Source organism: Denitrificimonas halotolerans, from assembly GCF_034259425.1.
In the GTDB taxonomy this organism is placed as follows: Bacteria; Pseudomonadota; Gammaproteobacteria; order Pseudomonadales; family Pseudomonadaceae; genus Denitrificimonas; species Denitrificimonas halotolerans.
The window spans coordinates 1-26,759 of record NZ_JAXIVU010000004.1 but is presented as its reverse complement, the minus strand read 5'-3'; the positions used below and the strand labels follow the sequence as shown (position 1 = coordinate 26,759).

Here is a 26,759-nt window from a genome sequence, read left to right as displayed (position 1 = left end):
TTCACCTTTGCCTATTCAATAATATCGCCGCGCAATAAGTATTTGCATAACACTACAGTACTGAAAAAACCAAACAAGGCAATCAACAAGGCTGCTTCAAAAAACAAACGGCTGCTTAATAAAACTCCAAAAATCACCAGTAACGCAAGGCTATTAATATACAACGTATCTAACGCTAAAATACGGTCTACGGCACCAGGCCCACGCAATAAACGAGCAAAATTAAGCAACAAACTGATGCCAAACATCAGCATGCTTAAATACAAAACTATTTTGAGCATGCAAACACCTCTTTAAGTGGCTGCTCATACCGCTGCTTAATTTCAGCAATAAGCGCCTCTTCATCTTCATTATGTAATGCGTGCACCGTGAGTATTCGTGCCTCACGGTCAACTCCAGTTGTCACCGTACCTGGCGCTAAAGAAATCGCACTGGCCATTAAATAAATGGCTAGATCATCCTCTAGCTCATAAGGTACTTGGACCCACCGTGGTTGCAAGTTTTTCACTCGACTCACCGCCAAACGTGCCACTTGAAAGTTAGCCACAACAATATCAACCAACATATGCTGAGTAAAAACAAACACATGCTTCCAACTATTAATATGCGGTAAACGTGGCCACCAGGTCACAGTTAAACGCGGAATTAAAACCCCTAGAAATCCTCCTAAAACCCAGTGACCTACTGAACTGAAGTCATCCACTAACAATAACCAAACTAGCAACAAGCCTACACTACCTACAGGATGCGCGAGCCATTTAGAACGTGTCATAGTGCCTCCTTAAGTTGCATGGCATTTAAATAGCTGGGCACATCCATAATCTGCTGCGCTGTAGCCTCGGTAAAAGCAATTACGGGCTGCGCAAACACCACAAGTAAAGGGCTAGTCAAGAGCAATAAAACTGTGAAAAAATATGCTGTCTTATCCAAAGGTGCGGCACCACTTAGGGTATTATTCGAGCGCCAAAAGATCATGCTACCCGCTCGACTTAAGCCAACAACTCCAACTAAACCGGAAATCAGAATCACAGGCCACAGCTGCCATGCGGCGCTACCGGATACAGACTGAAGCAACAGCACTTTGCCGAAGAAACCAGAGAATGGCGGCAAGCCTGCTACGGCAATTGCAGCCACAAAAAACGTTCCTCCTAACAGGTGCGGGTTTAATAATTGCGGCCCCACTTTTAAACCAGTAGCTAAATCCCCACGCTGCTTGGCAATGATATCTGCCAATAAAAACAACCCAGCAATGATCCAAGTACTATGTAACAAGTAATACAATATAGCGGTAATCGCTTCTTCTGTGCCGATTGCTATTCCCGCCAGCAAGGTACCCACAGACACAAGCACTAAATAAGCCAACAGGCTTGTTAACGTATTGGCCGCAAAAGCACCTAGAATCGATAACACTACAGTTACTAAAGCTAGCACCCAGAGCACCCCAGTACCTAAACCGCTCGCACCACCGGCTGAAACACCAAACACCAAGGTGCTAAAACGCAAAATCGCATATAGACCGATTTTAGTCATAATGGCAAACAATGCTGCCACAGGTGCAGTTGCATGGGCATACGCTCTAGGCAACCAAAAATACAATGGAAAAAATGCAGCTTTAAGGCCAAACACCATCATCAGCAAAGCGCCAGCAGCTTCCAACAAGAACAACTGATCACCTTCTGCTTGAGCAATAAAGCGCGCCAAGTCAACTAGATTAAGCGTGCCAGCGATACCATAAAACAAGCCAGCAGAAATTAAGAATAAACTTGATCCGATCAAGTTAAGAATCACATAATGCAAAGCTGCACGCAGACGCGCAGCGCCTAATCCGTGCAGCAATAAAGCGTAGGATGCTATTAACAAAATCTCAAAAAAAACAAAGAGATTGAATAAATCACCTGTTAAAAATGCACCATTAATTCCAGCCAATTGAAACTGCAATAAAGCGTGAAAGTAACCACCACGTAGGTCATCCCCTCGCATAGCGTAAAGCGTAACAAACACCCCAAGCACTGCTGTCACCATTAGCATCAGCGCACTCAAACGATCCAATACTAAAACGATACCAAACGGTGCCGGCCAATCACCTAAACCATACACTTGAATCTGACCGCTTCCAGCTTGAGTCAGTAAATACAGTGCAGCAAGAAAGAGAAGAAGAACACTACCGCAACTGATTAAGCGTACTTGATTGATGGGACTGCGTGACGTCGTCATTAACAGCGCACCACAAATAAGCGGCAACAGTACCGGAACCAATAACAAGTGATTCATCGCTTAGCTCCTGTACGCTTTTTTTTATTTTGTTTGTTTCGCCCAAGTCCGGTTATTTTTTTCGTTTTTTCAACACCGTCCACATGATCACTACCTAGTTCAGTATAGGCACGCAAAGCTAAAATCAGCACAAAAGACGTCATTGCAAAACCAATTACAATCGCCGTCAAAACCAAGGCTTGAGGTACCGGATCTGTATAACTAGAGGCATCATTCAGTACTGCCGGCTGACCTGTATGCAGCCGTCCCATCACAAACAAAAACAAGTTCACCGCATAAGAAAACAGAGTCAAACCCAATGCCACGCTAAAAGTGCGTGCACGCAAAATTAAATAGATGCCGCTGAAGGTCAACACACCAATAGTGATGGCTACCAATAACTCCATTACAACTCCTCCGGTAGTTTCACGGTATGCCCTATACGGCCTAAACCACTCAAAATCAACAAAGTGCCACCTACAACAGTGAAGTACACCCCTAAATCAAAGAGCATGGCTGAAGCCACCTCAATCTCACCTATAAAGGGCACATTAATATGGGCAAAAGTTGAAGTTAAAAATGGATAACCCAGTGGTAAACTTGCCAACCCTGTAGCCGTTGCGATTAATACACCAGCCGCAGCTAAATCAGGAAAGCGTAACCCCATCCGAGTTTGCACCCAGCGCTGCCCATAGGCTACTTGCAAGAGAATCAATGCCACAGCAGTAATGAGTCCTGCAATAAATCCACCACCAGGTTCATTATGTCCACGTAAGAAAATAAAGACCGATACCAACAGAGCCAAAGGCAAGATTAAACGCGCCAACATACCTAACACCATAGGATAGGTTTCTGTTGACCAAGGACGCCCACGGTTATCCACACGTGCTCTTGGCAAACTTAAGCCTTGCAATAAAGCTACTGTTGCAATAGCTGTAATCCCTAACACACTGATTTCACCTAAAGTATCAAAACCGCGGAAATCGACCAGAATAACATTCACCACATTAGTGCCACCACCACCCGTCAAGCTGTTAGCCAAGAAGAAATCAGCAATACTTTCATAAGGACGGGTCAATACAGCAAAGGTTAAGACTGACATTAAACCACCGCAGCACGCTGCAATGATAAAGTCACGTAAACGCAATAAACTACTCGACTCAATAGGTGCTTGCGCAGGCAAAAAGTACACCACTAAAAGCATCAGCAAAATGGTAACTACTTCCACCACCAACTGAGTTAAAGCCAAGTCTGGTGCTGAGAAACGTGCAAACACCATCGCCACCACCAAGCCAACCACGCTCAGCATCAGTAATGCAGTAAGACGCTGACGATGAAAGCCCATGGTCAACAAGGCACTCAACGCCATCACTCCCAACCCCAAAGCGGTCAATGGATCAACGGGAGTTAAAGCAACTTCGCCTGTGACTCTTGAAAGCGGCGTCAACCACACAATCAACATCACCACTACGGCAATCAGCAAGAGACTGATATAGCGCTGTAAAGAGCCATTCTCAATATAAGACAAAGTGCGAGATACCGAGCCAAACAGTAAACGCACAATACCTTCAAAGATCACTCGTCCATTGATATCAGGTAAACCCTCATACCAGCGCACTAAAGGTGCTCGCTGGGCATAAATAGCAATACCACCAATAAGCGCAATAAAGCTCATCAATAACGGCATATTAAAACCATGCCAAATAGCTAGATCATACTCAGGTAAAACATGACCTAGGCTCGCCTGCGCAGCCACAGCCAGTAAAGAACTGATGGTCCAAGCCGGTAAAACACCCACTAACAAGCAACAGAACACCAAAACCTCCACCGGAATTTTCATATAACGTGGCGGTTCATGAGGCGGAAACTTAGGTAAATTAATGGGTGTACCATTAAAAAACACATCATGAATAAAGCGCAACGAATACGCTACAGAAAACGCTCCAGCCAATGTTGCCATTGCTGGCAATAACCAACTAAAACTACCCAATAAATGTTGGTGTAAAGTTTCAGAAAAGAACATTTCTTTACTTAAAAAACCATTCAGGAGCGGTACGCCAGCCATTGCTGACGAGGCCACCATCGCTAAAACTGCTGTATGCGGCATGTATTTCCACAGCCCATTAATGCGCCGCATATCACGACTTCCAGTTTCATGATCAATAATACCGGCAGCCATAAATAAGGACGCTTTAAAGGTTGCATGGTTAATAATATGGAAGATCGCTGCTACAGGTGCCAGATCAGAGTCCAGCCCAAACAATAAGGTAATCAAACCTAAGTGACTGATAGTTGAATATGCCAACAGCCCTTTAAGGTCATTTTGAAACAGAGCAGTAACCGCCCCAACCAACAAGGTGGTCAGCCCAGTAAAAGTCACTAAGTAAAACCACCACTCCGTACCGGACAGCAAAGGGTATAAACGCGCCAGTAAAAAAACACCAGCTTTAACCATAGTTGCCGAATGCAGATATGCAGATACCGGTGTTGGCGCCGACATAGCGTGCGGCAACCAAAAATGGAAGGGAAACTGTGCAGATTTAGTAAATACACCCAACAATACCAAAACCAAGGCAACAGGATATAAAGTATGTGCTTTAAGCAATTCTCCAGCGGCCAACACATCGACCAACTCATAACTACCTACGACATGACCAATCACCAAAATACCGGCCAATAACGCTAATCCCCCCCCACCTGTAACCGCTAAAGCCATGCGCGCACCTTGCCGCGCTGCACTTTGCTGACTCCAAAAGCCAATCAACAAGAAGGAGGAAAGACTGGTTAATTCCCAGAAAATCAGCATTAACAATAAGTTGCCGGCCAATACTAAACCTAGCATTGACCCCATAAACAATAATAAACAGGTAAAGAAACGTGCTACCCGCTCTTGTTCCGACAAGTAATAACGGGCATAGAGAATGACTAGAAGACCAATCCCTAAAATTAATAAGGAAAACAAATAACTTAGGCCATCAAGCCTAAAGCTCAAATTAAGTCCGAGCTGACTGATCCAAACCTGTTTAAAGCTGATGACGTCACCCTCTAAAACCTGAGAGGTTTGACTCAGCAATAAACTTAAAGCTATTAAAGGTGCTATTGCAGTAGCAACCGCGATCCATGTTCGTCCACGCTGCGCCACCAAAAAAGGCAAAACGACAGCAAAGAAAGGCGCAAAAACTAATGCTAATAAAATCAAAACAGCCTCCATATTGTTCTGCCGGACGAACAGGAGACACCCAGCGTTATAAAAAAGTAGATTATGGCATTACAGATTCTGCAACGTCTGCATGCATTATGTTACCAAATAAAAATAACACACTAAGCAAGCTAAAACGCCCCAAGCAAAACTATTCGCTCAGGGCGTATTTAACAATCACTCAATAGTATTAAGGCGCTACGCGACTTTTACCGTTAACGTTAGTAATTCGCACACGCTGCCCCACTCGGAATACTTGATTCGGCTCCACAGCTTGCACATAAGCACGCAACGCACCATCATCTTCACGAACAGTAATTTCTACTCCTTGGGTGCGAGTAATGCCTTCTTCCATAGCAGCACCCGCCAAACCACCAGCAACTGCACCAATCACAGCTGCTACCGCACTACCGCGACCACCACCAATGCTACTACCAGCAATACCGCCCACCGCAGCACCGGCACCAGCACCGATCGGAGTTTTAGTCCCTTCAATACGTACTGGACGCAGAGACTCAATGGTACCCATGCGAATCGTCTGCACTTGGCGTGCATCACTGCGTGAGTAGGTGTCGCCCGTTAGGCTTGAAGCACAACCGGTTAACAGCATACTTAGCGCTGTGAAACTCGCTGCTAAAACAATAGACTTACGCATATAAAAATACCTCTTTAAAATAATAAAACTGATATAACACCACAATTTTTTTTGTATATTACCACTAACCTTGAGGAATCTATGGATTATTTCATCGTTGCTATTGTCACTTTATCAGGCCTGTACTTTCACTGGTGGATTTATGTACGGATTAAGCGTTGGATAAATCGTGACTTTGCTTTATCTTTAGCGCCAAACGATCCTGACAAACAGGCATACATGCTAAACAAATTAAACGAAGCAGAAGCACTCAAGATCAAAAAAGGCGAATTACAAGGTTGGCTACAAACAGCAGCTGATCAATACCACTCTGCACGCTCAACACCACCTCAGTAAAGATACTTATGGCGCCAAACGCTCTCGGCGCCATTGTTGACTTTCTTCTAGCGAATACCTCAACCGGTCATGTAAACGACATGTACGCCCTTGCCAAAACTCAATCATTTTTGGCATCAAGCGAAAACCGCCCCAATGCGCTGGCCGCGGTGGCTGCGGATTATTTGCATAGCGCTGCTCCACCTCCTGCAACGCGGCCTCTAACTCCTCACGCCCAGTCAAAGGACGACTCTGCTCTGAAGCCCAAGCGCCTAAACGACTGCCTAATGGACGCACATTGTAATAAGCATCAGATTCTGCGTCAGACACCCGCTCAACCGAGCCTTCTATACGCACTTGACGCTCCAGTGCAGGCCAAAAAAAAGTCATGGCAGCGACAGGCTGCTCCGCCAACTGACGCCCCTTAGCACTTTCATAGTTACTGTAAAAAACAAAACCACGCGCATCAAGCCCTTTAAGCAACAACATACGACAATGCGGATGCCCCGCACTATCAACAGTTGCCAACATCATTGAGTTAGGCTCAACTGGTGGCTGCTCCGTTGCTACAGCATCAGCGAACCACTGCTTAAAAAGAGCAAATGGCTCCGTTGGAGCATGCTTCTCCAATAAGCCATCTCGAGTGTAGTTGCGACGCATACTTGCCAGCTGTTCAGTACTCATCAATGCGACCTTAAGTTAAAAGAAAATTGTACCTTATCTAGGCCCACTCAAGGCAAGCTGTCGTGCATGTGCTGGCTGATAAACAGAAGCAATATACGGCAAATGCGTATGCTCCATAATTACAATTTCAACACGATTGTTTTGCGGGCCATTTGCTTGCTGACCGTACAAGCCATGTGCATCCCCTACACCAAGATAGTTCATTTGTCGATTTCCCAACCCACCTAAACGAAAAATAGAACCTACAGCACGTGCTCGCTGAGTACTCAACCCATAATTACGTTTATTGGTGTTCACATCAGTATGCCCAATAACCAAAGCTGCCGTGTCTGGATTGGCTTGCAACATTTTTGCCATTCGTGTAATCGGCCCTAAAGCAGAAGGTAACAACAAATCTGGGCGATCAGCATTAAATGCCAAATGCGCAGGCGCTGTAACAATCCATGTATCCCCTTCCTGTCGTAAAGTAAAAGGTGTTCCTTGGATTGTTTGCTGCAACTGCACCCCCCTATCACTGAGCCACTCCTCGGTCACAGGCTGCTTTCCTTGCAAAGCAACCGACTGACTTTTTCCAGTTGTGAAGCATGCAGTCAATAGCAATGAGCACACTGATAGCACAGCTAACTGATAAATTTTACGTTTCATAGTTGTCAAAACTCACTCATGCATAGAATAGATAACTGCCGAAGACCTTCAGCGCAACGAAAGTATCACTTTACTGAATTCCTCAATAAAGTTGTACTGAGTTCTTCTTACTATACTCAATCATCAGTTAAAAAGTAGCTTTTTACTACCCATAACCGTGCTGATTTGTAACATTCTCAACGGACCGTTCAATCCCAACCGTCAAAATAAAATACTGACACATTTTATACGCAATCCATGCCCAGTCTAACTCTGTCTAACCCTAATTGCTTATCTATTGATTAATAGCAATACTTTAGCCTAGTAAGTAATTTAATTAAGCCACTCTCTACGCTTTGACAAAAATTCATGCTACTTTGCAAAGCTCAACCTAATGTGGAGCGTTATTAATGGCCCTTAGTAAAGATCAACTGATCAATGAACTTGCAGAATCAACCAACTCAACCAAAACTCATATCCGTGACGTCCTTGATCAACTAAGTCAAGTTGTCAATGATGCACTCGACAATGATGGTGAAATTACTTTACCTGGTGTTGGCAAACTGAAGGTTAGCGAACGTGCCGCCCGCACAGGCCGCAACCCTCAAACTGGTGACACTATTCAAATCCCTGCCAAAAAAGTCATTAAGTTGGTTCCAGCCAAAGCCCTTGTTGACAGCATCAACAGTTAATTCATTTCTGCATAAAAAAGGGAAGCACGAACGAGCTTCCCTTTTTTATAAAATTAAACCTTTTTTTATGCCAGATTCACTGAGTTCTCTGGATACCAGACATCTAACAAAGGACTGACCTCAAATGCGCTGAGCTCTTTGCGACCTTTTAGCCATTCTTCAAGTTCCGCGCGTTGTTCTTCAGTTACAGAGCCACGCTTACCTGAACATACAATAGCAAACTCCTCACCACCAATCAGTGCCATACCTTTAGCTTCTACAGCCTCTACAACTAGGTCAGCAAAGAAAGCTTCAACCACTGCATCATCAGTTCCCTCAGGGTAACTCATCTGCAATTCCACACCCAACTCTTGGAACTCATCAACACATAACTTTTTACGTAAACGACGTGAACGATTCTTAGCCATAACTTTTTCTCCATCAGTAAGCAGTGAATCTTATCAGCTTTGCACAACAAACACGCTCTAGAAAAATAAAAAACTGCTAAACCTGACGTCAATTGTTCCTATAGCGCATAATGCTAGACTGATGATTTATATTTTGCAGTTTATAAAAGGTAATTTATTGTGTTGATGTCATTTTTACGTGGTTTGCATAAGCACTGCCGACCAACCTTACTCAGTGTTTTAACACGTCCTGCATTGCCACTCGTAATTGGCATTATATCTCTCAGCGTGCTAATCAATGCACCTACAGCACTTGCAATCACTCTGCCATCTAACGCTGTTCATAAGTCACTACAAACCCATAAGATCGACATCTCAGCGCTTTCTATTGCCGCTATCCCGTTAAACGGTCAAGGGCGCAGCGCTTATCTAAATGCCGATGTATTAATTAACCCTGCTTCAACTATGAAGTTGGTTACTACCTATGCAGCGCTCGAGTTGCTTGGTCCTGCTTACCAGTGGAAAACTGAATTTTTGACCGATGGCACTGTCGCTGATGGAGTATTAAATGGCAACCTATACCTTAAAGGTGGCGGCGACCCTAAACTCAACATGGAACGTCTATGGATGATGTTACGTGATTTACGTGCAAATGGTGTGCGTCACGTCTCAGGTGATCTAATCCTTGACCGCAATCACTTCATTGCGCCACCGTTAAACAGTTTTCACGATGATAGCAATCAACACAACAAACCTTATCTAGTGGAACCAGACTCACTGCTAGTAAATTTTAAAGCTCAGCGCTTTATTGTTCGCGGTGAAGCAAGCGGCCCTAAAGTTGTGATGGAGCCTCCTGTTGGCAGTATTGAAATCATTAACAATATCAAGTTGCAAAACACTAAGAGCTGCAGCAAAGAATCCATTAAGTTTGCCGATCACGATGATGGACAAACACTCACCCTCACCCTTAATGGCAGCATCGCACCTGGTTGCCGCACACAAAGCTACTTGGCTTACCTTGATCACCCTCGCTACGCATCAGGTATTGTGCGCAGCATTTGGCAAGAACTCGGCGGCACTATTTTAGGTAATGATATGCTAGGACAAACCCCAAAGAACGCCACCTTGTTAGTGCGTGCTTTCTCTCCTGATGTCGCAGAAGTAATTCGTGATATTAATAAGTACAGTAACAACACTATGGCTAAGCAACTATTTTTAAGCATTGGCGCTCATTATCGGACCACTGCCGACGCCAATGATGCCGTTGCTGCACGCCGTGTAATTAATGGCTTGCTCAACAGAAAAAACATTTCAACCCAAGGTATTTTTATTGAAAACGGTTCAGGCTTGTCACGCAAGGAACGCATCACTTCACGCCAACTAGGCTTAATGTTACAAGCCGCTTGGAAAAGTCCTTACGCTGCTGAATTCATTGCTTCTATGCCCTTGGTCGGTATGGACGGCACCATGCGTCGTCGCTTAAAAAACACCCCAGCTTTTGGTCAGGCGCATATTAAAACAGGAACTTTACGCAATGTTCGAGCTACTGCAGGCTACAGTCGGGATACCAATGGTAATAACTGGGCAGTGGTCGCCATTATCAATCATGACCAACCTTGGGGAGCATCGAAAGTTTTAGACCAGGTGTTACTGGACATTTATAATCAACCGAACAAAAACTCTCGCAACTGATCTTCCCTTTTGACATCCTCCCCGACCTAAAGGACGGGGATTCCTACTGCTAGACGACCATGCCCGGCCGCGAGAATGTTACGTGCCGCGTTGATATCGCGATCATGGGTGACACCACACCCACTGCACGTCCATTCTCTTATTCCAAGCCCTGCGATACCTTTCGGCCTCGATTCAGGCAAGCTGCCGCAACTCGAACAGGTTTGGGTGGTGTATGCCTCGTTAACTTCCTTAAAAACAATGCCTGCGTGAGCGCATTTATAGTCCAGCATTGTTTTTAATTGACCCCAGCCAGCATCTAACACTGACTTGGCCATCGTGGTTTTAACGAGTTTTAAACTACTGACATTACCGACATAGATTTCACCGCAGCGGTTGACCAGCGTGCGGCTGAACTTGTGCAGGGCATCTTTTCTACGGTTAGCGATTTTCGCATGAATGGTTTTGACTTGGGTTTTATTTCTGGATCGTTGCGCTATGGCTAATTTTTCCTCAAGGCCACGATAGAAGCGGCCCGCTTCTAGCTTGGTGCCGTCCGAGCAGGTGGCTGTATCAGTTAAGCCAAGATCAATACCGATGCGGTCTTGGCCTTTGCTTGGCTCGACCTCCACATCAACCACTACATTGAAGTACCAGCGGCCACGGGCATCTTCATTGAAACTGGCCGAACGAAACTTGTATTGGTTCAAGCCGTAGCTGTCCCAGACCTTAAAATAGTGGCCGTTGTGGTAGACCTGCCCGTTTTTCCATTGAGCTGCACCGGTATTGACGGGTATCCAGCCCAGTGAGCGGCGTACACCGCCTGATTTGCGCCAGTTCAGCCGCACGCTGGTCAACCGCTGCGGTGAAATCTATGTGAGCAACATCAGTGTTTAAAGCGCGTTAAAATCAATCCAAAGAGCTACTTCACTGTGCTTTTATTGAGTTTTGTACTCACAATGAAAGTCTTTCATCAGCCACCCACACAACTCACTTGTACATTCTCATGTAGAAAGGGCTATGCTGTAGACCAATGAGTCACATATTAAAAAGAGGACTACGCTATGCAAACGCCCGCTTTTGACCCGCGCCAACTACACCATGCTTTCACTTTAAGCAACGGTAAAACCCTTAAATACAGCTCTCTACCTGCACTTAAAAATCTTGGTCTAAATTCAATTACCCGTCTACCTATTTCAATTCGGATTATTTTAGAATCTTTAATCCGTAATGCAGACAACCAACGCATCACTTTTGAGCACATTCAACAGTTAGCCAATTGGGAACCCAATGCTGCACGCAATGAAGAAGTCCCTTTTACTGTGGCCCGAGTTGTGCTGCAAGACTTTACCGGCGTACCTCTACTCTGTGACCTTGCTGCCATGCGCAATACCGCAGAAAAAATGGGTAAACCAGCCAGCGCTATTGAACCCTTAGTCCCAGTCGATCTAGTCGTCGATCACTCAGTCATGGTGGATTTCTACAACAGTCCTGATGCTTTAGAAAAAAATATGGCTATGGAATTTAAGCGTAATGGAGAGCGCTATCAATTCCTCAAGTGGGGCATGCAAGCCTTTAACACCTTTAAAGTAGTTCCCCCAGGTTTTGGGATTGTTCACCAAGTCAACCTTGAATACCTCTTTCCTGGAATTCAAGAAAAAGATGGCATGGCCTACCCCGATACTTTAGTTGGAACCGACTCTCACACCACAATGATTAACGCGCTTGGTGTCGTTGGATGGGGCGTTGGTGGCATTGAGGCAGAAGCAGCAATGCTCGGCCAACCCCTCTATATACTCACTCCTGATGTCGTGGGAGTAAATCTCAAAGGTAAGTTACGCGAAGGCATGACCGCCACAGACTTAGTCTTAACCGTCACACAAATTTTACGTGAAGCTAAGGTCGTGGGTAAATTCGTCGAATTTTTTGGAGAAGGTGCGAAACATTTAAGCCTGCCTGACCGTGCCACCCTATCCAATATGGCACCCGAGTATGGCGCCACCATGGGCTTCTTCCCCGTGGATGAAACTACTTTAGAATATATGCGTGGCACCGGTCGTGAAGAAATCGATATCGAGGCTTGTGAAGCTTACTTCCGAGCTCAAGAGATGTTTGGCATTCCTGCTGTAGGTGAAATCGATTACAGCCAAGTGATAGAAATTGACTTAGACAGTGTACGTCCATCCTTAGCCGGCCCTAAACGCCCTCAAGATCGTATAGCTTTGCCAGACATGCACAAAAGCTTCACTTCACTCTTTAGCCAAAGCATTGCTGAAGGCGGCTTTAATAAAGATGCTTCAGAACTGAATAAGCGTTACGGTACTAGCTGCCCGTTAATCCCTGTGGTCAACCAAGATTCACCACAACCGCAACGACCGATGGCACGCCACGAAGTGGAAATGATTGATAATCGCTTAGATACGCCTACAGATCATTGCCTTACCGATGAAACCGTGGATCTTGGCCATGGTGATGTGTTAATTGCTGCAATTACATCCTGTACCAACACCTCTAACCCTAGCGTGCTTTTAGCCGCAGGTTTACTGGCGAAAAAAGCTGTAGAGTTAGGCCTGAGCGTACACCCACGAGTCAAAACCTCGTTAGCTCCTGGCTCACGTGTGGTACCCGAATATCTTGAAGCAGCAGGTTTAATGGACAGCTTAGAGGCTTTAGGCTTTGGTGTTACCGCATTCGGTTGCACCACTTGTATTGGTAATGCAGGAGACTTAATTCCTGAATACAATCAAGCCATTGTAGAAAACGATATCGTTGCAGCTGCCGTGCTCTCTGGTAACCGGAACTTTGAAGCCCGTATTCACCCGAATATTCGCGCCAACTTCTTAGCCTCACCACCACTGGTGGTAGCTTTTGCGCTAGCGGGCACCGTGAATATAAACTTAGATAAAGACCCATTGGGTACAGGAAAAGATGGCCAACCCGTTTACTTAAAAGACCTGTGGCCGAGCAACAGCGAGATTCAAGCACTACTGAGTAAAGCAATGGACCCTTCAGTCTTCCGCGAAAAATACAGCGATGTCAGCAGTGATAATAAATTATGGAATGACATTGAAAGTGCCAAAGGCCTAGTATACGACTGGCCAAAGTCCACTTACATTGCCAAACCACCATTTTTCTCTGACTTCACTATGGAGCCTAAGGCAATCAAACCTGTGACCAACGCCAAGGCACTGATGCTACTAGGCGATTCAGTCACCACTGACCATATATCACCGGCGGGCTCCTTCCGCAGTGATACCCCGGCAGGACAATACTTAGTCAGCCATGATGTACAACAATCAGACTTCAATACCTACGGTTCACGCCGAGGCAACCACGACGTCATGATTCGCGGTACCTTTGCCAATGTGCGAGTAAAAAACCTCATGCTACCGCCGACCGAAGATGGCTCACGTATTGAAGGGGGCTTTACTCTGCTCGATGGTAAGCAAGTACCTGTGTACGATGCTGCCATGGAATACATGCAACGAGATATACCTACAGTGGTCTTTGCAGGTGAAGAATACGGCACCGGTTCCAGCCGTGATTGGGCTGCAAAAGGTACGTTATTACTGGGCATTAAAGCAGTTATTGCTCAGTCTTATGAACGCATTCACCGCTCCAACCTCGTCGGTATGGGGGTTTTACCATTGCAGTTTATGAACGGCACATCTTATAGCTCTCTAAATATTACAGGTGAAGAAACCTTCAGTATTCTAGGAGTCGATAATGACATGCAACCTCGTCAAGAGCTGACTTTAGAAATCACACGCAATGACGGCAGTGTGGAGCAAGTGCCGGTACTATCACGTATTGACACACCCGTTGAAGTGGATTACTACCGCCACGGTGGAATTCTTCCCTACGTACTACGAGACATCTTAGCGCAAGTTTAATCTCGCTCTACTCCAATAAAAAAGGCCAGTTCCCCACCCTAAGAACTGGCCTTTTTAAGATTACATCAATTTAAACACGAAAAATTATTTATCATGCAAGCTACCACCGCGACAGTGAGGTGAAGCAGGCACAGTCTGTTCTGCTTGCCACTCTTCAGGACTGAAAGTATGTAACGCAATTGCATGAAATTGCTGCATCAATTCACCTAGAGCAGCATACACTTTTTGGTGGCGCTGCACTTGACGTAAACCATTAAACGCTTCACTGACTAGCACCACCTTAAAATGACTTTCGGCACCACGACTGTGCATATGGCTTTCATCTTCAATCTGAAACTCCACGGGTTTTAAAGCTGTAAGGGCTGCTTCAATCTTTTGCATCATCATTTTATTCTTCCTCTTAAATCTTAGGCCTCTTGCGTCATTTTTCTGGCATCATCCTTATAAGTACTGATAGCGACCAGTAAAAATAAACCCGTCAACCCCATCGCTGCCGGCACTAAATACATGGCACTGTGCAGACCTATGGCACGGAAGGCTTCAGTCATTTCTAACGCACCGGCAGCTAACATCGCTTGCTCAGCAAAATGATCCGATAAACCACCAACAATGACTGGCCCTAAACCGCCACCTAACAGGTATAAACCGGCAAAAAACAAGGCCATCGCTGTAGCTCGCAAACGTGGTTCAACTACATCTTGCACCGCAGTATACACACAGGTATAAAAGTTATAGGCAAACACCCACCCTACTGCAAACAAACCGACAAAAATAACCACATCAATTTTACCGCCCAGCAGAGCAATTCCTGTACACAAACTGGTAATCAGTAAACTGATACCTCCAAAGAGTAAACGGCCATTTGGCAAACGCAAATGCAATCGATCGGCGATCCAACCACCTAAAGGGAGTGCAAACAAACCCGTAACTCCCACTATCACTCCCACAGACATTGCAGCCTGATTGAGCTCCAAACCAAAATAACGCTGTAACATTGGCACCATAAAAGATGTATTGGAGTAAGTTGCAAAGTTGTAACACAGCCCAGATAATGTGAGCCACCACATCGTCGGTGTGGCTAGAATACGTAAAATCGGATGCCTCACAGGCTCAGAGTGATACACCACGGCTTCCGCCGCACCTCGCGCCGGTTCACGGATCATAAAAACAAACAAAGCCAAAATAATGCCCGGAACCGCAGCAATAAAAAACGGTGCGCGCCAGCTCGCAAAAGTTTCAACAATGACTCCTGTAGTAAAGAAAGCCAATAGCAAACCCAAAGGCAAGCCCATCATAAACACACCCATAGCACGAGCACGACGATGTGCAGGGAACAAATCACCAATTAAAGAGTTAGCTGCAGGCCCATAACTGGCCTCACCAATACCCACCCCCATACGTGCCAATAAAAAGCCCCAAAAACCTTGCACCACACCATTGGCTGCGGTTAAAACACTCCAGGCCATCAACCCCCAGCCCATAATCTTTTTGCGCGCCCCTATATCAGCCATACGCGCCACGGGAACCCCTGCCACCCCATACACAATGGTAAACACCGTACCCAATACACCAATTTGAAAATCACTTAAATTCCACTCCAGACGGATAGGCTCCATCACAATACTAGGTACAACACGGTCAAAGTAATTCAATACATTCGCTAAAAATAACAAAAACAAAACGCGCCAAGCATTATCAGCCTGTTTAGATTGGTGTGCTATGGGCTGCATAGATATCACTCTTTAGTAGATTAGGCGGCAATAAGTACCACTAAGATTTCGGCTCAAATACTGGGTTCACAACACCCTTTGTTATTTCTTCAGACTTACCCAACGTTACACAAACGGTGCACTATACATCCAAGCTAAACTATCCTCGGTTGCGCCAGTAGGCTTATATTCCGCAGCTATAGCCCCTTGATAGTTGAACTGTTCAAGTACCGCGTGCACACCTCTAAAGTCCAATGTGCCACTACCCGGCTCACCACGACCAGGATGGTCCGCAAACTGCACATGAGCAACACTTTTTCCCAGCACAGCCATTGCTTGCTCTATGCTAATATTTTGCCGAGCCATATGGTACACATCCAGTTGTGCAAAACAGTTACTGTGCCCTACTTCCACTAATAACTCTTGCAGTTGTTCTGGGGTGTTAATTAAAAACCTTGGCATATCAATAGGGTTAATTGCTTCGCAAAGTACTTGTATACCTAAGCGATCAAATACTTGCGCAGCTTCGCGTACATTGGCCGCTAGTATAGTCAACGCACTTTTACGCGACACCCCTGCAGGTAAGCGTCCTGCTAAAATATTGACCTGCCGTGGACGCACCATCAATGCATAAGCCAAGGCCTCATCCAAAGCATTATTAAACTGCACCCCTCGCTTAGGGTGACAAGCTAAACCATCCCCACCCGACATTAGGTCACCAGCAGGCACATTCATTAAGACCAACTCAAGCCCACAGCGCTCAAGTTCTTCTTTAAGTTGAACCGCCGGTACTTCATAGGGAAACTGAATTTCTACTGCAGTAAAACCAGCTGCTGCTGCAGCACGCAAACGCTGTAACAATGGCAATTCAGTAAACAACATGGATAGATTAGCAACCAACAGCATCAGTCATCTCCGCAATAAAGCTTAATTAAAGTTGCTGGATCATCTGCCAAATGACCTTGAGCTGCGTGACTGCGCATCAACTGCGCTGCCAATCCACTCATAGGTGTTGATGACGTATGACTCTGCGATAATTTAACCGCAATATCTAAATCTTTTAATAAGGTACGCACATGCCATTTAACAGGTTCAAAGGTTCGTGTAGCCATTTGCGGTGCCAAAATTTGTAAAGGTTTACTGTCTGCAAAACCACCGGCCAAAGCAGATGCCAAAAGTGCTGCATCAACCCCGGCTTTTTCTGCTAGCCCTACTACCTCAGCAATTACCATGGTATTACAGGCCACAAGCATTTGATTGCAGACTTTTGTCACCTGCCCAGCGCCTACACCACCCACATGTGTAATGCTTTGCCCCAATTGCTCTAAAACAGAAGTGACTTGTGCCAAAGCTTCAGCATTACCTCCGGCCATCATTGCTAAAGTGCCAGCTTCTGCCCCCCCAACACCACCAGATACAGGCACATCTAACCACTGTGCACCGCACTCATCTAACAACTTCTGTGCCATTGCTCGAGTGGCTTCCGGCTCAATACTTGAAAAGTCCACAAGAATCTGTCGGGCTTGCATTACTGTTGCTAACCCATGCTCGCCATACATTACATCTTGCACTGCTGCTGTATCAGCTAAACATAGAAAAATAATATCGGTCTGTGCAGCTAAATCAGCGCACTTATGTACCTGTTGAGCACCAAGTGCAACCAATGGCGCACACTTGTCTGGATTACGATTCCAAACCACTAATGGATAACCTGCCGCCAATAAGCGTTTACACATCGGCAGACCCATCAAGCCAATTCCAGCGAAGGCTAAACGTGGTAAAGATGTCTTCATAACATACTCCAATTAACTGACTTATGAAGCATTGCCCCTTGGGATGACAGTGCAACTCAAGCTATCATGCCTACTTTTGCCGAGAGAAAAAACATGTCGAACGAAATCAGCGACTTATACGCAAAACTTCTAGGTGAAACCGCCCGTATCAGCTGGGCAGAAATTATGCCGTTATTTGCTAAAGGAATGGTACTCTGGGTCGCTAGCGAGCAAGATTTAGTGGCCGTTGCTGAGTACATCATCAACGATGATAAAAAAAAGGTTAGCGCCTTAATGCAGCAAAAAGCATTATGCAACTTAAGTGATGAGCATGCTCTAGATTACACACAGCGTGATCCCGAGCTTTGGGCCGTAGTGGTGGCACCTTGGGTCTTAGTGCAAGAGCGCAAAACAGAAACCAAGCACTAAGCTAAAATCAAAACCAGCGCACTGATGCGACGAAGATTTTTAAACAATAACGATCAGAATCCTTCTTATGACAGCAGATCTGCACGCAATATTCACTATAAATCATGGCTAAGTGCACAGCTCAGCCCCCTTAGTGCGAAATAACTTCTATTGCTTTTAGCAAAAAAACCTCTCAACCCACACTTCACTTTTTCAACCAATAAGCCCAAACCATGACACAAGATAACTGGTGGCTCAATGCGGCCACAGCTCCTTCAGAGCAAGTACGCCAACAAGCACAAGCACATCAAGATCAGTTAACTAAACCACAAGGCTCACTAGGTCTCTTAGAGCAAGTCGCTATTGAGTTAGCCGCAATGCAAAATCGCTGTAAGCCACAAATTCATCAACCCCATATGCTTATTTTCGCAGGCGATCATGGTATTGTTGCCCAAGGTGTTTCTGCCTATCCGCAATCAGTTACCGTTGCTATGTTATCCAACTTTGTTAAGGGTGGTGCAGCAGTTGCCACCTTATGCCGCCAACAAGGCATCGAGTTAGCAGTCATTAACTGCGGTACTGCACACTCCTGTGAAGACCTAGCCAATATTATCCATCGGCCTATTATGCCTGGCACAGCAGACTTTTCTGTACAAGCAGCAATGAGCCCTGCACAAGCGCTCCAGGCGCTGAACTTAGGCAAAGAGCAAGTAGAGCGGATACACCTCAGTGGTTGTGATTTTTTAATGCTAGGCGAAATGGGCATCGGTAACACCTCCGCTGCTAGTTGTTTAAGTGCTCTGCTATTGAAGCGGGATGTTGATACTTTAACAGGTCCCGGCACAGGCTTAGAAGGCTCGGCATTGGCTCACAAAAAAGCAATACTGAATACCTGCGTACAGCGAGCCCAACCTTTAACTCGTACTCCACTACAAGCTTTAGAACAAGTAGGTGGTCTAGAAATTGCAGCCATTAGTGGTGCTTATATACGTGCCAGCCAACTGGGCATCCCTTGCTTAGTTGATGGCTTTATAACCACTGCTGCGGCTTTGCTAGCTGTTCAGCTAAACCCCTCTGTGCGTCCTTGGTTACTTTTTGCTCATCATTCAGCAGAGTACGGACATGGCATTTTATTAGCGGCCCTTAAAGCACAGCCCCTCTTAAATTTAGCGATGCGCCTTGGTGAAGGCTCCGGTGCTGCTGTGGCTTTCGCAACAGTTCAACAAGCACTAGCCATACATAACAATATGGCTACCTTTGCCGAGGCGGCCGTCGAAGGAAAAGCATCATGATCACCACTTACATTGATTTGATACGCCATGGTGAGCCTGAAGGTGGACGTGTGTTTCGCGGACAAACCGATCACCCTCTTACTGAGCGTGGCATCGAACAGTTCAAGCAACGCATCCAAGGTTTAGACCTGCATTGGCAACACATCATCACCTCCCCACTGCTGCGCTGTAGAACCTCTGCAGAACTATTGGCTACGGAACGCAATATCCCATTACAAATCGAGCCAAACCTAACTGAAATTCATTTTGGGCAATGGGAAAATCAACACGTAGATAAAATCATGGCCGAACAAAGCATCAGCGCCATGTGGCAAGATCCAATGCATTTCTGTGCTCCGCAAGGGGAACCAACGCAAGCTCTACAACAACGCACGCTGCTTGCTTGGCAACAGGCACTTATTAACTATCAAGGTCAACGCATACTTATGGTCACCCATGGTGGTGTCATGCGTATGCTGGCACAACACCTACTCGAGCTCACCCCTAGTGCCATAAACAAATTAAGTTTGCCTTATGCTGCCGTAATGAGTTTTAAAGTAATCGATGTGGAGTATGAAGGCCAGCCACAGCAGTGGCTCAGCCTTGAAAGTATGGATGGCACTGAACTGTGAGTACTTATTATTGGGCTTTTTGGTTTGCTCTGACTTTTTTAAGCCGTATACCCGGTCCCTATTTAAAACGCATAGACAGCGAAGTACAGCGAGCCGCCTTATGGTTTTATCCAGTAGTTGGCGCCATTCTTGGTGTGTTTTTAGTGGGGCTTATCAAGCTATGCTTCTATTACAACCCACAAGCTTCAGTTTTTTTGGTTGGTGCACTCGTACTGGCACTTTGGGTGTATTTTACCGGCGCTATGCATTTAGACGGTCTCGCTGATATGGCTGATGCTTGGGTGGGGGGGCTCGGTGATCATGAACGCACTCTAGAAATCATGAAAGATCCACGGGTCGGTGCTATGGCAGTAGCAGCCATGATCGTAGTGTTACTGGTTAAATTCGCTGCAATTACTGCGCTGCTAAGCCAAACTCAAGACAACCTCAGCTTTTTATTTGCAAGTTTATTATTGATCCCAATGCTCGCACGATCTGGCATTATTGGTTTAATGGCCTGCACACCTTATGTACGAAAACAAGGCATGGTTACGCAAACCCAAAGTGCTGCTAGCCTCAGTAAGTTTGCACTGATGAGTTTCATACTTGCAGTGCTGACCGTTCCTCTGCTACAAGCCAAGGCCTTATTCCTATTTAGCATCTGGTTTGCAGTGTTGTTTGCATATCGAGCCATATTAAAAAAACGTCTAGGCGGTTATACCGGCGACACTTTAGGAGCAGCGGTAGAACTTCAAGAAACCCTATTACTAGTAGCACTCGCCTTATAAAAAGCAGGCCCTTCAGAGGCCTGCCTTTTTATAAACATAGCAACTAATTATGCAAGGTTTTTTTATTCCAAGGCATTTTCATCAAAATACGTGCCAAACCACAGAAACCAGTCACACCAGCCATAATCAGCCCTACACCTACAAAACCTGATAAAACATACCAAGCAGGCGAGATGAAACTTCCTAAAATCACTCCAAGAAGAACTAGGGAGCCTGCACCAATTTGTACTTGCCGCTGTAATTCCAATGGTTGTGAAGCATCTTTTACCACTGGCAGCCCTGCTTTTTTCCAACCAGTTATACCGCCTTCTAAAATATAAACCTCACAACTGGCGCAGCTTTCTAAAACCTTTGAATTCATGAGCGTGCGATTACCTGAGTTACAGTGAAAAATCACAGCAGTGGCATCATGAGTTAACAGACCTTGGCTGTTTAACACATCCATCGGCCTGTTGTGCGCCTCTGCAATATGCTCTCGAGCATATTCATCAGCACCACGAATATCGACCAAGATAGCCCCCTTAGCCAATAACGCTTGTGCTGCTTGTGGTGTTAAAACCTTCTGAGACATTGCCACCTCTTTTAAGTCAGTCAATTCTTGTTTAAACAAACATGCAAGTCGATGCAAACTAAGCACTTCTCAACACGAAACAGATTAAATTATAATATATTATTAAATGTCAGTATAGAATATCCGGTGCGATTTATGGCTAAACAAAAATATATACAGAGGCAATATTCTTAAGTCCGAATGGATAGCGAGAATTGCTTCTGCAACCCTACAGGGATTTTGTCTGCCGCTCAATGTATTGCCGGATCACTGCAATAGGCGCTCCGCCTACGCTGCCAGCATAGTAACTCGGACTCCATAATGCATTTGTTTAAGTCGGCGGCTTGGTACGCCTTTCAAGCTATTTACTAAGCGTGATACAGAAACCTTGGGAGGAAAGTTTACCAGAAGGTGCACGTGGTCAGCTTCGCCATTAAATTCAACCAATTCTGACTCAAAACTCACGCCCACACCGCTAAAAATACTTTCAAGCGATTTTAGGTGTTGACTGTTGAACACAGCACCTCGGTACTTAGTAACAAAGACCAAGTGAGCATGGGATGGCCAAGTCAGTGTTGGATGCTGGCTGGGGTCAATTAAAAACAATGTTGGACTATAAATGCGCTCACGCAGGCATTGTTTTTAAGGAAGTTGACGAGGCATACACCACCCAAACCTGTTCGAGTTGCGGCAGTTTGCCCGAGTCGAGGCCGAAAGGTATCGCAGGACTTGGAATAAGAGAATGGACGTGCAGTGGGTGTGGTGTCACCCACGATCGCGATATCAACGCGGCACGTCACATTCTCGCGGCCGAGCATGGCCGTCTAGCAGTAGGAATCCCCCTCCTTTAGATCGGGGAGGATGTCAACGTCACAGCTCTTTGTTCGAGTGCATAAACTGTACGAAGAGTTGGAGCATAAGAACGTTCGAGCAGTCCCAGAACCAAAGGGGCGCGAGCTCACAGCAAATCGGACTTAACACTGATCTACTGCGGAAACGCCTATTTTGGTCATTTCTTGTACTTTTCTCGTTAAATAGAACTACTATTAACCTTAAATGAATCCAGAAACCACCTCAAAACGACCACTCCCTCGCTGCGTCCGGTCAAGCCCAACAAACTGCCGACGTAGAAACCAAAAACAGCCTGGAATTTTTACAATGGCTTTGCTGACCAAAAGGAACACTATGACAATCAATTTCCAAGACTTCCAAATATCGCCTAGAGAAGGGTTCAAACTCAGCAAACGCCGAACAAAGATGAAAGTATTGCTCCAAGTCGAAGCAACACTTTTACAAACGGTTCGATGAGTGCTGGCCAGTGAAAAAATGATGTGGAAATTATTGCTCAAAATTAAGCAATCCACCGCGTGGCGAGTTATCTGCCGCACTTGCGCACGCTGGGTGGAAGCAGATGGCAACGAGGCTGCCGCCGCCTTTGCTTATCACCTGCTGTTATCAGTCCTGCCTCTGGTCACCCTACTGGTGACCGCCGGTTCGCTGTTCGTCGAGCGCGAGGTGGCGACGCAGGCGGTCGTGCAGTGGGTCAATCATTACATACCCCTGACCGATGAACAGGAATACTCTGCGGTGACGGCCATTGGCGGCATGCTGGCGGCCCGCGGCCAGATCAGTCTGGCGGCGGTTCCATTTTTGCTATGGAGTGCGCTGCAATTACTGGGTATGTTGATCCGGACCACGAACCGTCTCTGGTATTCGCCAACTTATAATTGGTGGAAGTTGCCATTGAAAAGCCTTGCCCTACTCGGCATCACGTTGAGCGCTGTGTTGATCGGCATCTTGCTGCCAGGGATAGCACGGATGTTCCAAGAATGGCTCACCACTCGATTCGGATTTCCCGACTGGATGTTTACCATGATTTTCCAACTCATTCCGTGGCTGGTTTTGTTCTACGGTTTGCTCATGATTTACCGGCTAGCCCCAAGCCGGGCCACCCGATTTTCCGAAGTCTGGCTTGGCGCGCTGGCCGCGACGCTTTTGATCTCGATTGGCGAGTGGCTGTTTCTGCTATACGGGATCCACTTCTCGAGTTTCAATGCTCTCTACGGAGCCTTAGGCGGTATCATGGCGTTTCTACTGTGGATTTATCTCTCAAGCTGCGTCTGCGTATTCAGTGTCTGTTTTTGCGCAGCGCTAGCGGAGGTCCGGGCAAAAGCTGATGTTTCGTTGCAACCAACCGGTAGGTGAGAAACGTCTCACTTTAATTAGCCTACAAAAGGTGAATGTTAATTTATGAACACACTCAAACAACTCTAAAACAACCTACGGGGCAGTTTTTGATTTTTGCCCTCGCTGATTGTAACGGGGAGTCTTGCGGTCGCGGTGGCCTTGCTTCAAGTCGACGCCACCTGTAGACAGCAGTGGATGTCTCACTGGCCGCGTCTGTTTGGTGTTGGCGCGGTGGGTGCACGCGGGGTGTTGTCCACCACCGTCGGCTCGATGATGAGCGTGATGGGCGTCACATTTTTGATGGTGCTAGTGACGCTAGCCTCCAGCCAATACACCTCCTGCATCCTGCGAAACTTCATGTGCGACCGCGTCACGCAGGTTGTGCTCGGCATTTCCGCCGATGTATTCACTTATTTTCTGGTCGTACTACGCATCATTCGCGGCGCAGCGGAATCCACTCCGAGCCTGACGGTGGCTTTTGGCGTCGTGCTAACGAACGGTGGTATCGGCGCGCTCATTTACTTTATTCATCACATCACCGCTCGATCACTGTACACTTGTCTTAGACGATTTGCTGGTTGCGGCCCTGGTCAAGAACCATGTGCCTGCCGACGTCGTTGCAAACATTGCCGGTGTGCTTCCGGTTTAACCAGCCCACGCGAAGTCAAACCAGTCCCCGCGCGCTAGGGCAAAGGCATCACAAGAGGAAGCAACATGAAGACCACACACGCCCCTCTACACTCAATCTAGCTAGCCTAGCCGGCCAGAGCGACGCTTTGAGCGAGCGCATCGATCCGACCAAGCGCATACCATCTCGTACCGGCGTGGCGGCGAGTTTTCGTCACTGACACCGCGTGCGTTCCAAGAGTCCATAGGAGAAACCCATGAAAATCCAACTCAACACCGACGCCCACATCAACGGCACCGAGGCGCTTGCTGCGCAGGTGGCCGACATGGTCGAGCAAGCCCTGGAGCGTTTCAGCGAACATATCACTCGGGTGGAAGTTCATCTGAGTGACGAGAACGGCAACAAGAACGGTCAGCACGACCAGCGCTGTATGATGGAGGCGCGTCTCGAAGGTCTGCAGCCGGTAGCTGTGACGGAACACGCCGCGACGTTGGAGCAGGCAGTCCATGGCGCAGCGCAAAAGCTAACCCACCTATTGGACAGCACGCTCGGGCGGTTGCACGACCACCGCTAGCAGACGTCCGACTACGCTGACCCTATTTGCGCGGCAATGATTTATTGTCTGCGCTTTCTTTAATCTGAAGAATAAATACATCATGTTGCATACACTGAAAGATTTAGAAGGCTTTGCCATTCATGCTTCTGATGTCGATTTTGCAGCAAGCAAAGCATTTTATTTTAACGACAAACAGTCAGTGGATGATTCGTTATTTGGTGGTTGAAACGGGCCAACAGCGCCCCCAATGGCTGATGCCAGCGGCGGTGACAGGGATTCAGAGCATCTCAGCCCAGAAAGTTGCCCCCATCACTCCAAATGCAAGTAGATTGATCGCTAGCATCTAGCCGACGCCCACACACCGTGAGGCGTATAGAGTTTTCTCTCGAGATAGCCGAAGCCCCCTTACTATGTGGCCAGACGTGCAGTCGTATCCATAAACCCTCGATACCGTCAAGACGGTATAGGGTCGCCCTACTCGGTCGAGCGAACCGCTTTTTCGACCTCGAGGACTTTCGTATCGTCCGGTTCACCTTCGACGCGCGCAATGACAGCACCCTTTGCGTCGAGCACGAACACAAATGCCTTGGCGCTATTGCGCGGGATGTTCAAAGCGTCCTCAAGGCTCGACTCGTTCAAGACCCAAGTCTGGTCTTGGTAGCGCGCTGGGATCTTCTCCTTGGCCCGACCAATTGCGTCTTCCTCACTCATGAAGAACGGCAGGTCGATAGCTAGCACATCCCTGATCCGCACCTGTGTCTGGTCGATATTCTTGCGAAGTGCTTCAACCCATAGACGGGTGCTATTCGCGGCATCGGTGCTTGGGGTGACGATCAGGATCGTTGGCTGGCCGATCAACTGAGCAGCGCTGACTTTTTCCCCTGTGAGCACAGTTGCCGTGAAATCAGGGATCGGACTGTTCGAGAGCTGTGACCAAGCGTTGACAGGCGACAGCAGCGCAAGTATGAGTGCGATGGATGTTCTCATAGAGCTTTTTCCTTTTTATGCAAGTCGGAAAACGTAGCTCCCGATAAAAATCGCAGCCTAAATCAAACGTGCGAGTGTTCTCGGTTTGGCAACGCACACAGTGTATTACGTGGCAGATTGTATAGTGGTCAAGTAAAACTGGCTACTATCAATAAGTGTACTTTAGAGAGGGTTTGCGCTGGCTCGACCGGCCATCCCTTCGACCCGATCAGCAGCGGGAAGCCTTCAAAAAATCGACCGGCCAGCTCTAGATCTTTTGTTGCAAATGCCTATTTCATACCGCTGCCCACTTCTACTGCGATTAAATTTCCTTTTGAAGGTTTAAAACGTCTGCTCCAGAACAGCCGAGAAGGTGGCAGGAACTCTACAGAGTTGACTAACGGTTTCCCCCTCAGATCGTGATTGGACAAAACCACTATCGAGACACTCTTTCAATCTGGGCTAAATAGCTTTTCGCAGCTGGCATAAAATTATTGTAGTCGACAAGTGCAAACACACTATTCATAGCTTCACTGATAATTCACGATGCATATTGCACACCACGCTGATGAAAACGCCAAAGATATCTAGCTCGCCCCCTCTAGCACATCAATGGGTTGATAGGCTTTATTACGCGGTATCAGGCGCGTAACCGGCTTCAGCTCTAGCTCCTTGACAGTCAGCTCACCATGAAAGCCAGCAATAACAATATCGCCATGCCCTACCCTCACAGACCGATCAGGCATCAGAATGCCATTTGGGTAAATGCCTGAATACGAGATTTGCGCGATATTTTAGAAATAATCGGGCTGTCATTTGGACTTCCCACAGTTTCATAGACACTCAGCTGCCTCGTTGAGACGTTCTCTTTCTTCATAATCCGCCGGTGATAACTGGCCTAAATGACTATGTCTGCGACGGCGATTATAAAACACCTCGATGTA

At 46.6% G+C, this 26,759-nt stretch carries 31 protein-coding genes and 1 pseudogene; 13 read left to right on the top strand and 19 right to left on the bottom strand.

Annotated features, from left to right (window positions below; genetic code table 11):
- Positions 1-11: 11 nt before the first annotated feature.
- From TOI97_RS04485 to TOI97_RS04460, 6 genes are all read right to left on the bottom strand, one after another.
- Positions 12-281, bottom strand: coding sequence for a K+/H+ antiporter subunit F (locus TOI97_RS04485; protein WP_321552925.1), 270 nt, complete (start codon positions 279-281; stop codon positions 12-14).
- Entirely contained in the window at positions 269-772 is a 504-nt protein-coding gene (locus TOI97_RS04480; RefSeq protein ID WP_321552924.1) for a Na+/H+ antiporter subunit E, read from the bottom strand. Before TOI97_RS04480 ends, TOI97_RS04485 begins: the two co-directional genes overlap by 13 nt.
- Complete coding sequence (locus TOI97_RS04475) at positions 769-2,271, bottom strand: monovalent cation/H+ antiporter subunit D (RefSeq protein ID WP_321552923.1); 1,503 nt, start codon at positions 2,269-2,271, stop codon at positions 769-771. The genes TOI97_RS04480 and TOI97_RS04475 overlap by 4 nt, the downstream gene beginning before the upstream one ends.
- Positions 2,268-2,657, bottom strand: coding sequence for a Na+/H+ antiporter subunit C (locus TOI97_RS04470; RefSeq protein WP_321552922.1), 390 nt, complete (start codon positions 2,655-2,657; stop codon positions 2,268-2,270). Before TOI97_RS04470 ends, TOI97_RS04475 begins: the two co-directional genes overlap by 4 nt.
- Entirely contained in the window at positions 2,657-5,446 is a 2,790-nt protein-coding gene (locus TOI97_RS04465) for a monovalent cation/H+ antiporter subunit A (RefSeq protein ID WP_321553063.1), read from the bottom strand. Before TOI97_RS04465 ends, TOI97_RS04470 begins: the two co-directional genes overlap by 1 nt.
- A gap of 193 nt (positions 5,447-5,639) precedes the next feature.
- A complete protein-coding gene (locus TOI97_RS04460; RefSeq protein WP_321552921.1) occupies positions 5,640-6,104 on the bottom strand; it encodes an outer membrane lipoprotein in 465 nt (154 codons plus the stop codon).
- An 81-nt stretch (positions 6,105-6,185) separates the two neighbouring features.
- Here TOI97_RS04460 and TOI97_RS04455 point away from each other — a divergent pair, with 81 nt between their 5' ends.
- Positions 6,186-6,440, top strand: a complete 255-nt coding sequence (locus TOI97_RS04455; RefSeq protein ID WP_321552920.1) for a hypothetical protein — start codon at positions 6,186-6,188, stop codon at positions 6,438-6,440.
- 6 nt (positions 6,441-6,446) lie between these two features.
- On the opposite strand, the gene pdxH is transcribed toward TOI97_RS04455, so the two are convergent.
- On the bottom strand, positions 6,447-7,103 hold the full coding sequence (gene pdxH / locus TOI97_RS04450) for a pyridoxamine 5'-phosphate oxidase (RefSeq protein WP_321552919.1): 657 nt from the start codon (positions 7,101-7,103) through the stop codon (positions 6,447-6,449).
- 33 nt (positions 7,104-7,136) lie between these two features.
- A complete protein-coding gene (locus TOI97_RS04445) occupies positions 7,137-7,748 on the bottom strand; it encodes an OmpA family protein (protein ID WP_321552918.1) in 612 nt (203 codons plus the stop codon).
- A 389-nt stretch (positions 7,749-8,137) separates the two neighbouring features.
- On the opposite strand from TOI97_RS04445, the gene TOI97_RS04440 reads away from it, so the two are divergent.
- Positions 8,138-8,419 (top strand): HU family DNA-binding protein, encoded by a 282-nt coding sequence (locus TOI97_RS04440; RefSeq protein ID WP_321552917.1) that lies wholly within the window; start codon positions 8,138-8,140, stop codon positions 8,417-8,419.
- A gap of 65 nt (positions 8,420-8,484) precedes the next feature.
- On the opposite strand, the gene TOI97_RS04435 is transcribed toward TOI97_RS04440, so the two are convergent.
- Positions 8,485-8,826: a YggL 50S ribosome-binding family protein gene (locus TOI97_RS04435; RefSeq protein WP_321552916.1), complete on the bottom strand. Its 342-nt coding sequence runs from the start codon at positions 8,824-8,826 to the stop codon at positions 8,485-8,487.
- Between the two features lie 165 nt (positions 8,827-8,991).
- On the opposite strand from TOI97_RS04435, the gene dacB reads away from it, so the two are divergent.
- Positions 8,992-10,497, top strand: coding sequence for a D-alanyl-D-alanine carboxypeptidase/D-alanyl-D-alanine endopeptidase (gene dacB / locus TOI97_RS04430; protein ID WP_321553062.1), 1,506 nt, complete (start codon positions 8,992-8,994; stop codon positions 10,495-10,497).
- 26 nt (positions 10,498-10,523) lie between these two features.
- Here dacB and TOI97_RS04425 read toward each other — a convergent pair whose 3' ends face one another.
- Positions 10,524-11,324, bottom strand: coding sequence for an RNA-guided endonuclease InsQ/TnpB family protein (locus TOI97_RS04425; protein ID WP_321552915.1), 801 nt, complete (start codon positions 11,322-11,324; stop codon positions 10,524-10,526).
- A 216-nt stretch (positions 11,325-11,540) separates the two neighbouring features.
- On the opposite strand from TOI97_RS04425, the gene TOI97_RS04420 reads away from it, so the two are divergent.
- On the top strand, positions 11,541-14,369 hold the full coding sequence (locus tag TOI97_RS04420) for an aconitate hydratase (RefSeq protein ID WP_321552914.1): 2,829 nt from the start codon (positions 11,541-11,543) through the stop codon (positions 14,367-14,369).
- An 84-nt stretch (positions 14,370-14,453) separates the two neighbouring features.
- Here TOI97_RS04420 and TOI97_RS04415 read toward each other — a convergent pair whose 3' ends face one another.
- The 4 genes from TOI97_RS04415 to TOI97_RS04400 all read right to left on the bottom strand — a co-directional run bounded on the left by TOI97_RS04415 (position 14,454) and on the right by TOI97_RS04400 (position 17,871).
- A complete protein-coding gene (locus tag TOI97_RS04415) occupies positions 14,454-14,756 on the bottom strand; it encodes a BolA family protein (RefSeq protein ID WP_321552913.1) in 303 nt (100 codons plus the stop codon).
- A gap of 20 nt (positions 14,757-14,776) precedes the next feature.
- Positions 14,777-16,099 (bottom strand): spinster family MFS transporter, encoded by a 1,323-nt coding sequence (locus tag TOI97_RS04410; protein WP_321552912.1) that lies wholly within the window; start codon positions 16,097-16,099, stop codon positions 14,777-14,779.
- Positions 16,100-16,204: 105 nt separating this feature from the next.
- Positions 16,205-16,984, bottom strand: coding sequence for a hydroxypyruvate isomerase family protein (locus tag TOI97_RS04405; RefSeq protein WP_321552911.1), 780 nt, complete (start codon positions 16,982-16,984; stop codon positions 16,205-16,207).
- A complete protein-coding gene (locus TOI97_RS04400; protein WP_321552910.1) occupies positions 16,984-17,871 on the bottom strand; it encodes an NAD(P)-dependent oxidoreductase in 888 nt (295 codons plus the stop codon). Before TOI97_RS04400 ends, TOI97_RS04405 begins: the two co-directional genes overlap by 1 nt.
- A gap of 93 nt (positions 17,872-17,964) precedes the next feature.
- Here TOI97_RS04400 and TOI97_RS04395 point away from each other — a divergent pair, with 93 nt between their 5' ends.
- The 4 genes from TOI97_RS04395 (at position 17,965) to cobS (ending at position 20,928) form a co-directional block, all read left to right on the top strand.
- On the top strand, positions 17,965-18,279 hold the full coding sequence (locus TOI97_RS04395) for a DUF2288 domain-containing protein (RefSeq protein WP_321552909.1): 315 nt from the start codon (positions 17,965-17,967) through the stop codon (positions 18,277-18,279).
- 212 nt (positions 18,280-18,491) lie between these two features.
- Positions 18,492-19,550, top strand: coding sequence for a nicotinate-nucleotide--dimethylbenzimidazole phosphoribosyltransferase (gene cobT / locus TOI97_RS04390; protein WP_321552908.1), 1,059 nt, complete (start codon positions 18,492-18,494; stop codon positions 19,548-19,550).
- Positions 19,547-20,161: a histidine phosphatase family protein gene (locus tag TOI97_RS04385; protein ID WP_321552907.1), complete on the top strand. Its 615-nt coding sequence runs from the start codon at positions 19,547-19,549 to the stop codon at positions 20,159-20,161. Before cobT ends, TOI97_RS04385 begins: the two co-directional genes overlap by 4 nt.
- Positions 20,158-20,928: an adenosylcobinamide-GDP ribazoletransferase gene (gene cobS, locus TOI97_RS04380; RefSeq protein ID WP_321552906.1), complete on the top strand. Its 771-nt coding sequence runs from the start codon at positions 20,158-20,160 to the stop codon at positions 20,926-20,928. The genes TOI97_RS04385 and cobS overlap by 4 nt, the downstream gene beginning before the upstream one ends.
- A gap of 43 nt (positions 20,929-20,971) precedes the next feature.
- Here the strand turns inward: cobS and TOI97_RS04375 are convergent, their stop codons facing one another.
- Positions 20,972-21,499: a rhodanese family protein gene (locus TOI97_RS04375; RefSeq protein ID WP_321552905.1), complete on the bottom strand. Its 528-nt coding sequence runs from the start codon at positions 21,497-21,499 to the stop codon at positions 20,972-20,974.
- 208 nt (positions 21,500-21,707) lie between these two features.
- A pseudogene (gene tnpA / locus TOI97_RS04370) lies at positions 21,708-22,075 on the bottom strand (IS200/IS605 family transposase).
- On the opposite strand from tnpA, the gene TOI97_RS04365 reads away from it, so the two are divergent.
- The 5 genes from TOI97_RS04365 to TOI97_RS04345 all read left to right on the top strand — a co-directional run bounded on the left by TOI97_RS04365 (position 22,039) and on the right by TOI97_RS04345 (position 25,075).
- Positions 22,039-22,329 carry an RNA-guided endonuclease InsQ/TnpB family protein gene (locus TOI97_RS04365; RefSeq protein ID WP_321552904.1) on the top strand — a complete coding sequence of 97 codons (291 nt, stop codon included), beginning with the start codon at positions 22,039-22,041 and terminating at the stop codon, positions 22,327-22,329. The pseudogene tnpA and the gene TOI97_RS04365 sit on opposite strands and share 37 nt — an antisense overlap.
- 457 nt (positions 22,330-22,786) lie before the next feature.
- A complete protein-coding gene (locus TOI97_RS04360) occupies positions 22,787-23,683 on the top strand; it encodes a YihY/virulence factor BrkB family protein (RefSeq protein WP_321552903.1) in 897 nt (298 codons plus the stop codon).
- Positions 23,684-23,779: 96 nt separating this feature from the next.
- Positions 23,780-24,352, top strand: a complete 573-nt coding sequence (locus TOI97_RS04355) for a DUF2254 family protein (protein ID WP_321552902.1) — start codon at positions 23,780-23,782, stop codon at positions 24,350-24,352.
- A 197-nt stretch (positions 24,353-24,549) separates the two neighbouring features.
- Complete coding sequence (locus TOI97_RS04350) at positions 24,550-24,867, top strand: HPF/RaiA family ribosome-associated protein (protein WP_321552901.1); 318 nt, start codon at positions 24,550-24,552, stop codon at positions 24,865-24,867.
- Positions 24,868-24,949: 82 nt separating this feature from the next.
- Positions 24,950-25,075, top strand: coding sequence for a hypothetical protein (locus TOI97_RS04345; protein WP_321552900.1), 126 nt, complete (start codon positions 24,950-24,952; stop codon positions 25,073-25,075).
- Positions 25,076-25,323: 248 nt separating this feature from the next.
- On the opposite strand, the gene TOI97_RS04340 is transcribed toward TOI97_RS04345, so the two are convergent.
- The 3 genes from TOI97_RS04340 to TOI97_RS13300 all read right to left on the bottom strand — a co-directional run bounded on the left by TOI97_RS04340 (position 25,324) and on the right by TOI97_RS13300 (position 26,750).
- Positions 25,324-25,836: a thioredoxin domain-containing protein gene (locus tag TOI97_RS04340; RefSeq protein WP_321552899.1), complete on the bottom strand. Its 513-nt coding sequence runs from the start codon at positions 25,834-25,836 to the stop codon at positions 25,324-25,326.
- A gap of 566 nt (positions 25,837-26,402) precedes the next feature.
- Entirely contained in the window at positions 26,403-26,582 is a 180-nt protein-coding gene (locus tag TOI97_RS04335; protein WP_456077545.1) for a S24 family peptidase, read from the bottom strand.
- Between the two features lie 66 nt (positions 26,583-26,648).
- A complete protein-coding gene (locus TOI97_RS13300; RefSeq protein ID WP_407651316.1) occupies positions 26,649-26,750 on the bottom strand; it encodes a hypothetical protein in 102 nt (33 codons plus the stop codon).
- Positions 26,751-26,759 lie beyond the last annotated feature (9 nt).

Bases quoted from the DNA above. Each gene is read 5' to 3' on its own strand.
- TOI97_RS04435 (WP_321552916.1), bottom strand. From the start codon at position 8,826: ATGGCTAAGAATCGTTCACGTCGTTTACGTAAAAAGTTATGTGTTGAT.
- TOI97_RS04395 (WP_321552909.1), top strand. From the start codon at position 17,965: ATGTCGAACGAAATCAGCGACTTATACGCAAAACTTCTAGGTGAAACC.
- TOI97_RS04345 (WP_321552900.1), top strand. From the start codon at position 24,950: ATGTTGCATACACTGAAAGATTTAGAAGGCTTTGCCATTCATGCTTCT.
- TOI97_RS04385 (WP_321552907.1), top strand. From the start codon at position 19,547: ATGATCACCACTTACATTGATTTGATACGCCATGGTGAGCCTGAAGGT.
- TOI97_RS04365 (WP_321552904.1), top strand. From the start codon at position 22,039: ATGGCCAAGTCAGTGTTGGATGCTGGCTGGGGTCAATTAAAAACAATG.
- TOI97_RS04485 (WP_321552925.1), bottom strand. From the start codon at position 281: ATGCTCAAAATAGTTTTGTATTTAAGCATGCTGATGTTTGGCATCAGT.
- TOI97_RS04440 (WP_321552917.1), top strand. From the start codon at position 8,138: ATGGCCCTTAGTAAAGATCAACTGATCAATGAACTTGCAGAATCAACC.
- TOI97_RS04410 (WP_321552912.1), bottom strand. From the start codon at position 16,099: ATGCAGCCCATAGCACACCAATCTAAACAGGCTGATAATGCTTGGCGC.
- TOI97_RS04455 (WP_321552920.1), top strand. From the start codon at position 6,186: ATGGATTATTTCATCGTTGCTATTGTCACTTTATCAGGCCTGTACTTT.
- TOI97_RS04400 (WP_321552910.1), bottom strand. From the start codon at position 17,871: ATGAAGACATCTTTACCACGTTTAGCCTTCGCTGGAATTGGCTTGATG.
- TOI97_RS04350 (WP_321552901.1), top strand. From the start codon at position 24,550: ATGAAAATCCAACTCAACACCGACGCCCACATCAACGGCACCGAGGCG.
- dacB (WP_321553062.1), top strand. From the start codon at position 8,992: ATGTCATTTTTACGTGGTTTGCATAAGCACTGCCGACCAACCTTACTC.
- TOI97_RS04475 (WP_321552923.1), bottom strand. From the start codon at position 2,271: ATGAATCACTTGTTATTGGTTCCGGTACTGTTGCCGCTTATTTGTGGT.
- cobT (WP_321552908.1), top strand. From the start codon at position 18,492: ATGACACAAGATAACTGGTGGCTCAATGCGGCCACAGCTCCTTCAGAG.
- TOI97_RS04460 (WP_321552921.1), bottom strand. From the start codon at position 6,104: ATGCGTAAGTCTATTGTTTTAGCAGCGAGTTTCACAGCGCTAAGTATG.
- TOI97_RS04405 (WP_321552911.1), bottom strand. From the start codon at position 16,984: ATGCTGTTGGTTGCTAATCTATCCATGTTGTTTACTGAATTGCCATTG.
- TOI97_RS04470 (WP_321552922.1), bottom strand. From the start codon at position 2,657: ATGGAGTTATTGGTAGCCATCACTATTGGTGTGTTGACCTTCAGCGGC.
- TOI97_RS04445 (WP_321552918.1), bottom strand. From the start codon at position 7,748: ATGAAACGTAAAATTTATCAGTTAGCTGTGCTATCAGTGTGCTCATTG.
- TOI97_RS04375 (WP_321552905.1), bottom strand. From the start codon at position 21,499: ATGTCTCAGAAGGTTTTAACACCACAAGCAGCACAAGCGTTATTGGCT.
- TOI97_RS04420 (WP_321552914.1), top strand. From the start codon at position 11,541: ATGCAAACGCCCGCTTTTGACCCGCGCCAACTACACCATGCTTTCACT.
- TOI97_RS04340 (WP_321552899.1), bottom strand. From the start codon at position 25,836: ATGAGAACATCCATCGCACTCATACTTGCGCTGCTGTCGCCTGTCAAC.
- TOI97_RS04480 (WP_321552924.1), bottom strand. From the start codon at position 772: ATGACACGTTCTAAATGGCTCGCGCATCCTGTAGGTAGTGTAGGCTTG.
- TOI97_RS04415 (WP_321552913.1), bottom strand. From the start codon at position 14,756: ATGATGATGCAAAAGATTGAAGCAGCCCTTACAGCTTTAAAACCCGTG.
- pdxH (WP_321552919.1), bottom strand. From the start codon at position 7,103: ATGAGTACTGAACAGCTGGCAAGTATGCGTCGCAACTACACTCGAGAT.